Raw genomic sequence first — 12146 nt, 5'->3', positions numbered from 1 at the left:
CACCCACCCCACACGGGCCGGGCGGGTGGACCACCACGGGTGCATCCGGAACCCCGCAGACACCCATGACGTTCCACCCACCGGCCGGCAACCCGGTCAGTGGAACACCATGGGTGCATCCCGGCCGCGGAGACACCCATGACGCTCCACCCAGCGCCCGCCAACGCCGTCGGTGGAACACCATGGGTGTGTCCCGGCCCGGGAGACACCCACCCCGTTCCACCCAGCGCCCGGCAGCCCTGCGAGTGGAACGCCACGGGTGTGCCGGCCGGGAGACACCAGCCCCGCTCGTCTACCCCGCCGTTCAAGGTTGGGGCCGCCGGGAGAGCGCCCGGACCTCGCACCGGCCAAGCGCGGCGCAATGACCAGAACACCCCACCCAGCCGGCGGCTACACGGGCCACCGGCCGGCTGCCCGTTGCCGGGCCGGGCGCTGCGCGCCCTGGAGCTGGGGCAGTGTGGTGCTCAAGGAGTTTGTGTCGGGTCACGCCCTCGCCGCCGACATGATCTCCTTGATCACCGGGAGGGCGCGGGTGGTATGTCGGATATGCCGCTTTGTAACGTTTTGGGGCTAACGGGTCATTGCGGCGCTCTGAGAAGTTTCTCCATACATATCGTGACCAGTTGCGATTCGGGCTCGTTGCGCAGGACGTGGGGGTTGCACTCAGAGACGCAGGGCGGTCGGTGACCAGCTGGTGCCGACGCCACACCATCGGCGGTGACGGGGCGGTGGCAGCCGTCCGTCGCGGACTGCGGCAGGGCGAGCCGGGAACGCTCAGCCGCGAACAGGAACTCGAACTGATCGACGTGTTGCGGGGCGTCCACCCCGACGAGTTCGGCATCGACGAGGAGCTCTGGACGCGCCAGAGCCTGACCACTCTCATCGAGCGCCGGTTCGGGCTGAGCATGGACGCCGGCCTCGTCGGGGCGTACCTGCGGGCCTGGGGGTTGGGGCCGCGCGAGCCGCGCGAGCGCGCCTGCGGCCTCTGCGTCGGCGCGGTCGAGCGCTGGGTACGCAGCGAGTACCCGGCGATCACCCGGGCGGCCCAGGAGCACGCCGCGGAGGTCTACTGGATCGGCCGGGTGCGCCTGCGGGGCACCATGCCGGCCGCGGACGTGGTGTCGGCGGTGTCGTCCCGTGGACGGGTGCGGTTCATGGTCACCACGCCCTCGGTGGACCCGCCACTGCCCCGGGACTTCGTCCTGCGGTTGAGCGGCGCCGAGGAGCGTACGGTGCACCTCATCGTGGACGGCTCCTGGCCGCGCAACGAGTGGCCCCGGCGGTTGCCCCGTCGGATCGTGCTGCACCCGCTGCCGAGCTGCGGGCGCGCCCTCGCCGCCGCCTGAGCCGGCGAAGATCGACTCGCGGATACCGATTCGGTGATCCGGGGAGGGGTTTGCTACTCTTCTCGGGTCGCTGAGCCCCCGTAGCTCAGGGGATAGAGCACCGCCCTCCGGAGGCGGGGGCGCAGGTTCGAATCCTGCCGGGGGCACCAGTCACGTCGAAGCCCGGGCCACAGTGCCCGGGCTTTCGCGTGTGGTCAGCCCGCCTCGCGCCGCGCCTTCGCCCGCCGCTTGCCCTCGTGCATCGCCTGGACCCGGGCCACCGGGATGGTGCGCCCCTCGGCGACCAGGTCGGCCGGCAGCGGCTGCGGGGCGGGCAGCGCCTCCGCCCACGGGTCCCGCTCCCCCAGCAGGCCGGGCACGGTCCGCACGGTGAAGTCGGCCGGCGTCGCCGACTCCAGGTCGGCCCAACCGACCGGGTACGACACCGGCGTGCCGGGCCGGATCCGGGGGCTGTAGGCGGCCACCACCGTCGTCCCGTACGCGCGGGTGGAGTCGACGAAGACGCGGCCGCCGCGGTCGGCCACGATGAACGCGGTGGTGGCCAGCGCCGGGTCGAGCCGTTCGGTACGGGCCGCGAGCGCCCGGGTCGCGGCGGCGGCCTCCTCGGCCGTGGTGGCCGGATCCACCGGCACGATGACGTGCAGGCCCTTGGCCCCGCTGGTCTTCACCGCGCCGGCCAGGCCGGCGTCGGTGAGCGCCTGCCGCACCAGCAGCGCGACCCGGACCGCCGCCGGGTAGGAGTCGCCCTCCGGCGGGTCCAGGTCGAGCACCAGGTGGGTGGGGTGCTCGGGCTGACCGGCGTGGGCCAGCGTGGGGTGGTATTCCACCGCCCGCTGGTTGGCGAACCAGAGCAGCGTCCGCCGGTCGTCGCAGAGGGCGAACGCGATGCGCCGGTGCGACGCCTCCGCCCAGACGTCGGTGCGGCGCACCCAGTCCGGCGTGTACTTCGGCAGGTTCTTCTGCATGAACGGCTCCTGCCCGGGCCGCACCCGCAGCACCGACAGCGGCCGGTCCCGCAACTCCGGCAGGATCCGCCCGTGCACCGCGTCGAGGTAGTCGACCAGGTCACGCTTGGTCGCGCCCGCCCCGTCGAACAGCGGCTGGTCCAGGTTGGTCAGCGACACCCCGGCCCGGGTCTCGTCAGCGGCGGCCATCCGCCCACCTTCCCGGGCCGGGCCCGTCTCGGCAACCCCGACACGGTCGCCGGCGGTCAGACCCAGAACGTGTCGTGTCGCAGGAAGAACTCGGCCCGCTCCTCCTCGCTGCGGTCGGCGAGGTCGCGCAGCCCCTCGAAGTAGCCTTCCCGGGGCGCGCCGGGGGCGAAGTGCAGCAGCATCGACGCGGGCTCGCCGGACTCGTTGCGGAACGCGTGCACCCCGCCCTCGGGGACGTGCACGAAGTCGCCGGGCTCCGCGTCGATCCAGCGGCGGCCGTCGTAGATGCGCACGGTGCCGGCGAGGATGAAGAAGGACTCCGAGATGGACCGGTGGAAGTGCGGGGCCGGGCCCGACGGTTGCGGACCCATCTCCCAGCGGTAGAGCCCGAACTGGCCGTTGGTGGTCGCCCCGGTGGCGAGGTAGCCGGCCGAGCCGCCGCCGGTGTGAACCAGTTCCGGCGGGTGCCCGGCCGGTCGGAACGTCGCGGTCGTCTCGCCCCGGTCCCCGGTGTAACGCGGCGGTGGATACGTCACGGTCCCTCCTCTGCCGGTGGAATCCCGACCGTACGTCCGTTTCGCTCGGGCCGCCGCCCCGTCCCGCGCGCTTTGTCACCGGGCCCCCGGCCTGTGACGATGAGGGCGTGCGTGACGAACAGGCGAACCGGTGTGGGCCCGGCGCGGCGGACCAGGCCCGGGCCTGCACCGTGCGGGAGGCGTTGGACCGGGTCGGCGGCAAGTGGAGCATCGGCATCCTGATCGCCGCCTCGACCGGTCCGGTCCGCTTCACCGAGCTGGAGCGGCGGGTGGAGGGGATCAGCCGGCGGATGCTCACGCTGACCCTGCGCAACCTGGAGCGCGACGGCCTGCTCGTCCGGCACGTGCACCCCACCGTGCCGCCGAAGGTCGAGTACACCGCCACCCCGATGGCCCGGGAGCTGTACGAGTCGCTGGTCGCCCTCACCCGCTGGGCCGAGCGGCACCGGGAGGCGATCAGCGCGGCCCGGACGACGTACGACCGGGAGCACGGCACGTCGGCGGGCTGAGTCAGGCCCGGACCCGCTCGGCCCACTCGATGTGGTGGTCGAAGAGCCAGGCCTGCGCGGCGCCCCCGTTGCGCGCCAGGAGACGGGCGAACACCGGCATGCCGAGGTCCCGGACCAGGCGCCCGACCGGGCCGGCCACCTTGGCGGTGCTGGTCCGCCGCCCCTGCGCGACCACCCGCTCCACCCGAGCGCGGCGCAGCCGCTCGTACGCCGCGAACGCGGCCGGCACGTCCGGCAGGTCGCGCAGGCAGCGGGCGAGCTGGACGGCGTCCTCGAAGGCCATCGCCGCACCCTGCCCCGAGGAGGGCGCGGCGGTGTGCGCGGCGTCGCCGATCACGACCATGCGGTCCCGGTGCCAGACCGGCACCGAGGGCAGGTCGTACGTGGGCCAGCCGTACTCGATCCGCGGGGTGTGGTCGAGGATCGCCGCCGCCGGGCCGGGATCGTCGGCGAGCAGGGCGTGCAGCCGGGAGCGGGCCTCCTCCGGGCCGACCGCGGCGAGCTGCTCCCGGCTCTGCTCGACCGGCTGCGGCGGGTTGGCGAACCACCACACCTCGTCCTCCCCCACCACGATCCAGCAGAAGAAGCAGCGTCGGCCGAACATCATCTGCATGGTGCCGCGCTCGTCGGGCAGGCGCAGCCCGCGGGCGAACCCGCCGGCGTTGAGCAGTGGCACCCGGCGCGGCGCGGGGGCGGCCGGGTCGATGAGCGTGCGGACCCGGGACCGCAGCCCGTCGGCGCCGACCAGCAGGTCGCCGTGCTCGGTGCGACCGTCGGCGAACCGGGCGGTCACCCCGCCCTCGGTCGGCGCGGCGCCGGTCAGCCGGGATCCGTGGACGAACTCGACACCCCGGCTCAGCGCCTCGTCCCGCAGCGCGCGGTAGAGGTCGGAGCGGCCGACCGTGCGGCTGCCCGCCGCGTCGAACGCGGCGAGCCGGCGCCCCCGGTGGTTGTGCATGACCATCCGCGGCGTGGGATGCCCGAGCCCGGCGACCAGGTCGTCGAGCCCGACGGCGCGCAGCGCGTCCAGCCCGTTGACCGAGAGCGTGAGGAACGCGCCCACCCCGACGGCGTCCCGCTCGTACGCCTCGTGGACGACCGCGTCGATCCCGGCGCGCAGAAGTGCCATGGCGGCGACGGGACCGGCCAGTCCCGCACCGACGACGAGAGCTTTAGTCATGTGATGACTATACATAAAATGACTAATGAAGAACAGGGTCACCTAGGGTGGGCCCATGACGGCTCGTCGCTCGCCGCTGGCGATGATGGTGCTGGCCCTCCTGGTCGAGGAGCCGATGCACGCGTACCGGATGCAGCAGCTCGTCCGGGAGCGGGAGAAGCAGGACGTGGTCAACGTCGCGCAGCGCAACAGCATCTACCAGGCCATCGAGCGGCTGCGCCGGGACGAGCTGATCCGGGTCGCGGAGACGACACGCGCGGAGGGCCGGCCGGAACGGACCGTGTACGCGCTCACCCCGGCCGGTCGCCGCGCCCTCGACGCCTGGCTCGCCGAGGCGCTCGCCACCCCCGCGCGGGAGTTCCCCGAGTTCCCCGCCGCGCTGTCCTTCCTGCCCATCCTGCCGCCGGAGGAGGCGGTCCGGCGGCTCGACCAGCGGGCCGACGCGATCGAGGCGCGGCTGCGCGAACGCGAGGCGGCGCTGGGCGCGGTCGACCTGCCCCGACTCTTCCTGGTCGAGGACGAGTACCAGCTCGCCCTGCTCCGCACCGAACTGGACTGGGTACGCGGTCTGGTGGCCGACCTGCGGTCGGGCGCGCTCACCTGGTCGGGCGACTGGCTCGCCGACTGGACCGGAGCACCGGCCACCTGACCTGCGGCGACCCGGCGCTGTGGCGAAGACCACGTCTTCCGTCTGACCGATCGGTCAGGTGCTGACCGATCGGTCAGGCATGCTGGAGGACATGGCACGCGCGACCCCGGCCACCCACGACGAGCTGCTCACCGCGGCGGCCCGTCGGTTCGCCGTCACCGGCTACAAGGGCACCTCGTTGCAGGACATCGCCCGCGAGGTGGGCTGCTCCAAGGCCACCGTGCTCTACCACTTCGCCAGCAAGGACGCCCTGCTCTGCGAGCTGATGGCCCCGGCCATCGCGGTGCTGGAGGAACTCGACACCCGCCTCGCCGGACGCACCGGGGCGGACGCCCAGCGGGTCGCCGCGGAGGGCTTCGTCGACCTGGCGGTCCGCTTCCGCCGGGAGATCGCGCTGCTCCGGGGCGAGTTCCCGGACCTGCTCCAGCAGCCGGCGTTCGCACACATCCAGCAGATCTCCGAACGGCTGGTCGCCGCCTTCGCCGGCTTCTCCGACCGGCCGGCGGCCCGCGTCGCCGCGCTGGTCGTCCTCGCCGGCATCGCCGAGACCTGCGGCGAGTTCCTGGACATCCCCGACGAGGAGCTGCGACCCGCGCTGCTCGCCGTGGCACACCGCGCGCTCGAACCCACCACCTGATTGCACTGTCCAACCCGAGGACGAAGGAAGGTCCATGGCGACCCTGCTGTACCGGCTCGGCCGGGCATCCCTGCGCCGGCGGCGACTCGTCGCCGTCGTCTGGCTCGTCGTACTCGTCGGTCTCGGCCTGGCCGCGGCCACGCTGAAGGGCCCGACGGCGAGCAACTTCACCATGCCGGGCACCGAGTCGCAGAAGGCGATCGACCTGCTCGCCGACCGCTTCCCGGCGGCCAGCGGCGCGACCGGCACCATCGCGGTGAAGGCGCCCCAGGACGGCGCGCTCACCACCCCGGCCGGTCAGGCGGTGGTCGGACAGCTCACCCAGGAGGCGGCCACGCTGCCCGGCGTGGTCGGTGCGGTCGACCCGTACCAGGCCCGGGCGCTCACGCCCGACGGCCGGTACGCGCTGATCCAGGTGCAGTTCGCCGGCCGGGCCGACGACGTCACGACCGAGCAGCGCGACGCGTACGAGAAGGTCGGCGCGCAGGCCGAGGCGCAGGGCTGGCAGGTCGCCCCCGGTGGCGAGGTGCTCAACGCCGAGCCGGAGGTCGGCTCGACCGAGGCCATCGGCGTGCTGGTCGCGGCGATCGTCCTGATCATCACGTTCGGCTCGCTGGTGGCGGCCGGAATGACCATGCTGAACGCGCTGATCGGCGTCGGCGTCGGCATGGCCGGCCTGTTCGCGCTCAGTGGCGCGGTCGAGCTGACCAGCACCGCCCCGATCCTTGCGTTGATGCTCGGCCTCGCGGTGGGCATCGACTACTCGCTCTTCATCACCTCCCGGCACCGGCAGAACCTGCTCGACGGGCTCTCCCCGAGGAGGCCGTCGGCCGGGCGGTCGGCACCGCCGGCTCCGCCGTGGTCTTCGCCGGCGCGACCGTCGTGGTGGCCCTGGCCGGCCTGGCCGTGGTGGGCATCCCGTTCCTCACCGTGATGGGCCTGGCCGCCGCCGGCACCGTCACCGTGGCCGTGCTGGTGGCGATCACCCTGGCGCCCGCGCTGCTCGGGTTCGCCGGCCGCAAGGTGCTGCCGCGCAAGCTGCGCAACCGGGAGGCGGTCACGTACCCGGGCACCGGCTCGGAGGACCGATCCGGTTTCGGGTTCCGCTGGGCGCACTGGGTGACCCGGTTCCGCATCCCGGTGATCCTGGTCGGCCTGCTCGGCCTGGGGCTGCTCGCGATCCCCGCCCAGGACATGCGCCTGGCCCTGCCGGACGCGTCCGCCGCCGCCGAGGGCACCCCGGCCCGGGTCAGCAACGACCTGATCCAGGAGGGCTTCGGCCCCGGCTTCACCGGCCGGCTCGCGGTCGTCGTGACGGCCGACTCCCCGCAGGCCACCCAGGCGGCGGTGCCGCAGGTCACCGCGCTGATCCAGAAGACCGACGGGGTGCTGGCGGTGGCCCCGCCGCAGCTCGACCCGTCCGGCCGTACCGCGCTGCTGGGCGTGATCCCGAAGACCGGGCCGACCGACGAGGCGACCGAGACGGTGGTGCACGACATCCGCGAGCAGGTCGGCGGCATCCAGAACGCGGAGGTGCTGCTCACCGGCGTGACCGCGATCGGCATCGACGTGTCGGAGAAGCTCTCCGACGCGCTGCCGGTCTACCTGCTGCTGGTGGTGGGCCTGTCCGTGCTGCTGCTGATGCTGGTGTTCCGGTCGATCCTGGTGCCGGTGAAGGCGGCGCTGGGCTTCCTGCTCACCGTGGCGGCCACGTTCGGCATCACGGTCGCGGTGTTCCAGCAGGGTCACCTGGCCGACCTGGTCGGTCTGGACACCCCGGCCCCGCTGGTCAGCTTCCTGCCGATCCTGCTCATCGGCATCCTGTTCGGCCTGGCCATGGACTACGAGGTCTTCCTGGTGTCGCGGATGCGCGAGGACTACGTGCACGGCGACACCGCGCGTCAGGCCACCATCAACGGGATGGGGCACGGCGCCCGGGTGGTCACCGCCGCCGCGCTGATCATGATCTCGGTGTTCGGCGGCTTCGTCTTCCTGGAGGACCCGATCATCAAGTCGATGGGCTTCGCGCTCGCGATCGGCGTCGCCATCGACGCGTTCGTGGTCCGGATGACCATCGTCCCGGCGGTGATGTCGCTGCTGAACAACGCCGCCTGGTGGCTGCCGCGCTGGCTGAACCGGATCCTGCCCAACGTGGACGTCGAGGGCGAGGGCCTGCGCGCCCACCTCGCCGAGCGCGAGCCCGCCGAGGTGAGGTGAAAGGAGGGGCCCCCTGTTAACGCCTGGCGTATAACAGGGGGCCCCTCCTAACGCCTGACCTCACACACCGGCCGGGTACGTCTCCATCTCGCCCGGCGTCACCAGCGCCGGCAGCGGGTGCAGCGCGGTCGTCTCGTCGCACCAGACGAACGCGTCGTACCGCTCACCGAGCCGGGTCGGCACGTAGTTGCCCCAGGACTCGAAGCTCGGGTCGTACACCACGCCGATGGCCCGGTGGTCGACCTCGCCGGTCACCCACTCCGGCTGGTCCTCCCCGCCGAAGACCAGCACCGCCCGATCCGGCATCAGCTCGTGCAGCCGGCGCTCGACCGACCCCTCGCGGGCCGGCGGCACCACCATCGTCTCGGCCGGCGAACCCCAGCGCGGGGCGGCGACCACGGTGCCCCGGTAGCTGCCGAAGCCGATCAGCGCCACCGCGTCCCGGCCGTGCCGTTCCCGCGCGAGCTGACCGATGTTCACCATGCCGTCCGCCGCCATCTCGGTGGCCCGGGCGTCCCCGACGTGCGTGTTGTGGGCCCAGACGACGCCGCGCGCGTCCGGGCCGTAGCGGTCGAGCAGCCGGTCCAGCGTGTCCGCCATGTGGATGTCCCGGACGTTCCACGACTCCGGCCCGCCGCCGACCATGGCCCGGTAGTAGCGCTCCGCGCCGGCCACCACCTCCGCGTTCTGCCAGGCCGAGAAGCGGTCCGGGCCGTCCGCGGCGGCCTGTTCCCGGGTACGCGCCAGCAGCCGGACCACCTCCTCCTCGCAGCGTGCGGAGACGAACCGGCTGGCCATCCCGTACTCCTCGACCTGCTTGCCGTACGGCTCGAAGCAGCGGTAGGCCTCCTGGGCCGCCTCCAGCGACGCCGGGTCCTCCTCGCCCAGGTAGTCGAAGATGGCCTGCATCGACTCCCAGAGGGAGTAGACGTCGAGGCCGTGGAATCCCGCCCGTTCCCCCTCCGACCGCTCCAGGTTCCAGGCCCGCAGCCAACGGCAGAAGCGGGCCACCTCGGCGTTCGCCCACATCCAGGTGGGCCAGCGTTCGAACCGTTCCAGCGCGACCAGCGGGTCGGCCAGTCCGCCCGGCGCACCCACCACGGACCGGTGCACCCGGTCGCAGTCCGGCCAGTCCCCCTCCACCGCCACGAAGTCGAACCCCTGCTCGGCGATGAGGCGCCGGGTCACCTGCTCCCGCAACCGGTAGTAGTCGTAGGTGCCGTGCGTCGCCTCGCCGATCATCACGATGCGGGCGTCCCGGACGCGTTCCAGCAACGGGTCGAAGTCGCTCGGCGCGCCGAGCCGCTGTACCAGCATGCCCGCGGCTACCCGGGACCGGTCGGGGCAAACCGGCGTCCCGGGGCATGCCACCCCGCCCAGCGGGTAGCCGCGCGGCATGACCGTCAGCGGCGCGCAGTTGCAGGAGTTCCTGGCCGGGCTCGACTACCCGGTCTCCCGGGAGGACCTGGTCCGGTGGGCCCAGGAGAACGGCGCCAGCACCGAGACGCTCCAGACGCTGCGGACGCTGCCGGCCGAGGAGTTCGGCACGCCGGCGGAGCTGGGCGAGGCGCTCGTCGTCGTGACCCGTTGAGCGGGAGCCCGCCTCTCACCGCACCGTGACCGCGACGGTGTGGTGGCCGGTGGCGCCGTCGGGGAACGGTGGGCGGCGGTCCTCGGGCTGCGGCGCGCCGGTGCCGTCGGTGGCGCGTACCCGCAGGCGGTGCGGGCCGGCCGGGGCGGACCAGGCGAACCGCCACTGGACCCAGGTGTCGGAGGAGGCGGTGGGCAGCAGCTCCGCCGTCCGCCACGGGCCGTCGTCCACCGAGACCTCCACCGCCGCGATGCCCCGGTGCTGGGCCCACGCCACGCCGGCCACGGTCACCGGACCGGCGGGAAGTCGGGCGAACGGCGCGGGCCGGTCGATCCGCGACGCCGTCTTCACCGGCGCCTCCCGGGCCCAGCCCCGCCGCACCCAGTACGCGTCGAACGCGTCGAAGGTGGTCACCTCCAGCTCGGTGACCCATTTGCACGCCCCGGCGTAGCCGTACAGGCCGGGGGTGAGCATCCGGACCGGAAAGCCATGCACGAACGGCAGCGGTGCGCCGTCCATGCCCACCGCGAGCATGGCGTCCCGTCCGTCGAGGAGGGTGGCGATCGGCGTACCGATGGTCATCCCCTCGTCGGAGCGGGCCACCAGCTGATCGGCGCCGGCCCGGATGCCGGCGGCGCGCAGCAGCGGGGCCAGCGGCGCGCCGAGCCACCGGGTGGTCCCCACGTACGGGCCACCGACCTCGTTGGACACACAGCTCAGCGTGACGTCGCGCTCGATCAGCCCTCGGTCGAGCAGGTCGGCGAAGGTCAGCTCGACCGGCCGCTCCACCATCCCGTGCAGCCGCAGCCGCCAGGCGTCCACGTCCAGCCGCGGCACGGTCAGCGCGGTGTCCACCCGGTAGAAGTCCGCGGTCGGCGTGCGGAACCCCGGCCCCACCCCGGCGGGCAGCGGAGGGGCCGGCGAGGCCGGGGCGGGCAGCCGGACGGCGTCCCGGCCGCGGGTGGCGTCGGCCAGGTTCAGCCGGCGCAGCGCGACCGTGCCGGCCCCGGCCAGGGCGGTCCCGACCGCCACCAGCGTGGCGTTGCGCAGCACCGCCCGCCGCGTCGCCGCCGGACGGCGGGAACGGGCCGCACCGGAACCGGCCGGGTCCGAACCGGCTGCGCCCGGACCGGCCGCGTCGGCCCCGGACGCCGCCCGGCCCACCCCCACGGGGTCGGGTGCGGCGCCCGGGGCGGCCGGCCGGCCGGGCAGCGGCAGCCAGCGCAGGAGGGCGGCGGCCACGGCGGCGCCGGCCAGGGCCGGCAGGGCGTCGGCCGGGCGGGCGTCGGGGCGGCTCAGGGCGGCGGCGGCGCCGGCGATCCCGAGCACCGCCGGCCCGAGCAGGCCCAGCGTCGGGCGACGGCGGACGGCGACGCCGGTGAGCGCGGCCAGCACGACCACCGCCACCGCGATTCCGCCCAGGAGCAGCGGCTTGTCGTAGGTGCCGAGGGTGCGCACCGCCCACTCCTTGACCGGGGTCGGCGCGCCGTCCACGACGGCGCCGCCGACCGCGACCAGGGGTGCCGCCTGTGGCCGGACGGCGGTGGCGAGCAGTTCCGCGACCGCCACCCCGGCGGCCGCCGCGAGCAGCCCCGTCCCGGCGGCCGCCGAGGTGCGGCGGATCATCGGTTCCTCCCCTCACCGGCCGGTCCGGGTCAGGACTTCGGCATCAGCACGGAGTCGACGATGTAGACGGTGGCGTTGGCGGTCTGCACGTTGCCGCAGACGACCGTCGAGGCGCCGTTCACGGTGAACTCGGTACCGCTGCCGGCGACCGTCACCTCGCCGCCCTGGAGGGTCTTGTGCGTGCCGGCGAGCTGGTCCGGGCTGAGTCGCCCCTCCACCACGTGGTAGGTCAGCACGTCGGTGAGCATCTTCTTGTCGGCGAGGACCTTGTCCAGATCGGCCTTGGGCAGCTTGCCGAAGGCGTCGTTGGTCGGCGCGAAGACCGTCACCCCCGGGGCGCTGTTCAGCGAGTCGACCAGTCCGGCCTGCTTGACGGCGGTGACCAGCGTGCTCAGCACCGGGTTGCCGGACGCCGCGGTCGCCACCGGCACCTTGGCCATGGCCGCGAAACTGCCGGGGTTCGACGCGTCGGTCGGCACCGCGGCACAGCCGGGTCCGAACTGACCGTCGGCCATCGCCGGGGCGCTGCTGGCCGGCGCGGAACTCATCGGGGCGCTGCCGGCCGGCGCGGCGGCGCCGCTGTCCTCGCCGTCCCCGCCGCAGGCGGCGAGTCCGAGGCCGAGCATGGCGGCGAGGGCGACGGCGGTGAGCTTCACAGGGCGCATCGGGTGAATCCCTTCAAGTGGTGAACTGTCGGTCTG

General features: G+C 73.9%; 11 protein-coding genes, 1 tRNA gene and 1 pseudogene. 7 read left to right on the top strand and 6 right to left on the bottom strand.

Features of this window, described 5'->3' with window-relative positions; all coding sequences use genetic code 11:
* Positions 1-650 precede the first annotated feature (650 nt).
* Entirely contained in the window at positions 651-1346 is a 696-nt protein-coding gene (locus tag CO540_RS24915) for a winged helix-turn-helix domain-containing protein (RefSeq protein ID WP_099163851.1), read from the top strand.
* Positions 1347-1420: 74 nt separating this feature from the next.
* Positions 1421-1495 (top strand) — tRNA-Arg (locus CO540_RS24910).
* A gap of 45 nt (positions 1496-1540) precedes the next feature.
* On the opposite strand, the gene CO540_RS24905 is transcribed toward CO540_RS24910, so the two are convergent.
* A complete protein-coding gene (locus CO540_RS24905; RefSeq protein WP_099163850.1) occupies positions 1541-2500 on the bottom strand; it encodes a DNA polymerase domain-containing protein in 960 nt (319 codons plus the stop codon).
* A gap of 56 nt (positions 2501-2556) precedes the next feature.
* Positions 2557-3036 carry a cupin domain-containing protein gene (locus CO540_RS24900; protein WP_099163849.1) on the bottom strand — a complete coding sequence of 160 codons (480 nt, stop codon included), beginning with the start codon at positions 3034-3036 and terminating at the stop codon, positions 2557-2559.
* A gap of 107 nt (positions 3037-3143) precedes the next feature.
* On the opposite strand from CO540_RS24900, the gene CO540_RS24895 reads away from it, so the two are divergent.
* Complete coding sequence (locus CO540_RS24895) at positions 3144-3545, top strand: helix-turn-helix domain-containing protein (protein WP_099163848.1); 402 nt, start codon at positions 3144-3146, stop codon at positions 3543-3545.
* 1 nt (position 3546) lies between these two features.
* On the opposite strand, the gene CO540_RS24890 is transcribed toward CO540_RS24895, so the two are convergent.
* Positions 3547-4725: an NAD(P)/FAD-dependent oxidoreductase gene (locus CO540_RS24890; RefSeq protein WP_099163847.1), complete on the bottom strand. Its 1179-nt coding sequence runs from the start codon at positions 4723-4725 to the stop codon at positions 3547-3549.
* 55 nt (positions 4726-4780) lie between these two features.
* Between CO540_RS24890 and CO540_RS24885 the strand changes: the two genes are divergently transcribed.
* The 3 genes and pseudogenes from CO540_RS24885 (at position 4781) to CO540_RS24875 (ending at position 8228) form a co-directional block, all read left to right on the top strand.
* Positions 4781-5374 carry a PadR family transcriptional regulator gene (locus tag CO540_RS24885; protein WP_216642302.1) on the top strand — a complete coding sequence of 198 codons (594 nt, stop codon included), beginning with the start codon at positions 4781-4783 and terminating at the stop codon, positions 5372-5374.
* A 91-nt stretch (positions 5375-5465) separates the two neighbouring features.
* On the top strand, positions 5466-6011 hold the full coding sequence (locus CO540_RS24880) for a TetR/AcrR family transcriptional regulator (protein ID WP_099164926.1): 546 nt from the start codon (positions 5466-5468) through the stop codon (positions 6009-6011).
* 34 nt (positions 6012-6045) lie between these two features.
* Positions 6046-8228 (top strand): annotated as a pseudogene (locus CO540_RS24875) (MMPL family transporter).
* Positions 8229-8288: 60 nt separating this feature from the next.
* Here CO540_RS24875 and CO540_RS24870 read toward each other — a convergent pair.
* Positions 8289-9545: an erythromycin esterase family protein gene (locus tag CO540_RS24870; protein ID WP_091571117.1), complete on the bottom strand. Its 1257-nt coding sequence runs from the start codon at positions 9543-9545 to the stop codon at positions 8289-8291.
* 79 nt (positions 9546-9624) lie between these two features.
* Here CO540_RS24870 and CO540_RS24865 point away from each other — a divergent pair, with 79 nt between their 5' ends.
* Positions 9625-9819, top strand: coding sequence for a DUF2795 domain-containing protein (locus tag CO540_RS24865; protein ID WP_091571113.1), 195 nt, complete (start codon positions 9625-9627; stop codon positions 9817-9819).
* A gap of 15 nt (positions 9820-9834) precedes the next feature.
* Here the strand turns inward: CO540_RS24865 and CO540_RS24860 are convergent, their stop codons facing one another.
* Positions 9835-11445 carry a molybdopterin-dependent oxidoreductase gene (locus tag CO540_RS24860; RefSeq protein WP_099163845.1) on the bottom strand — a complete coding sequence of 537 codons (1611 nt, stop codon included), beginning with the start codon at positions 11443-11445 and terminating at the stop codon, positions 9835-9837.
* A 29-nt stretch (positions 11446-11474) separates the two neighbouring features.
* Positions 11475-12110, bottom strand: a complete 636-nt coding sequence (locus CO540_RS24855) for a fasciclin domain-containing protein (RefSeq protein ID WP_091571105.1) — start codon at positions 12108-12110, stop codon at positions 11475-11477.
* Positions 12111-12146: the final 36 nt, after the last annotated feature.

Source organism: Micromonospora sp. WMMA2032 (assembly GCF_002688545.1).
In the GTDB taxonomy this organism is placed as follows: domain Bacteria; phylum Actinomycetota; class Actinomycetes; order Mycobacteriales; family Micromonosporaceae; genus Micromonospora; species Micromonospora sediminicola.
The sequence above is the reverse complement of the archived record's forward strand: the minus strand, read 5'-3'. Positions and strand labels throughout refer to the sequence as shown.

Coding starts and splice junctions, on each gene's coding strand:
- CO540_RS24905 (WP_099163850.1), bottom strand. CDS start 2,500: ATGGCCGCCGCTGACGAGACCCGGGCCGGGGTGTCGCTGACCAACCTG.
- CO540_RS24890 (WP_099163847.1), bottom strand. CDS start 4,725: ATGACTAAAGCTCTCGTCGTCGGTGCGGGACTGGCCGGTCCCGTCGCC.
- CO540_RS24885 (WP_216642302.1), top strand. CDS start 4,781: ATGACGGCTCGTCGCTCGCCGCTGGCGATGATGGTGCTGGCCCTCCTG.
- CO540_RS24880 (WP_099164926.1), top strand. CDS start 5,466: ATGGCACGCGCGACCCCGGCCACCCACGACGAGCTGCTCACCGCGGCG.
- CO540_RS24870 (WP_091571117.1), bottom strand. CDS start 9,545: ATGCTGGTACAGCGGCTCGGCGCGCCGAGCGACTTCGACCCGTTGCTG.
- CO540_RS24865 (WP_091571113.1), top strand. CDS start 9,625: ATGACCGTCAGCGGCGCGCAGTTGCAGGAGTTCCTGGCCGGGCTCGAC.
- CO540_RS24860 (WP_099163845.1), bottom strand. CDS start 11,445: ATGATCCGCCGCACCTCGGCGGCCGCCGGGACGGGGCTGCTCGCGGCG.
- CO540_RS24855 (WP_091571105.1), bottom strand. CDS start 12,110: ATGCGCCCTGTGAAGCTCACCGCCGTCGCCCTCGCCGCCATGCTCGGC.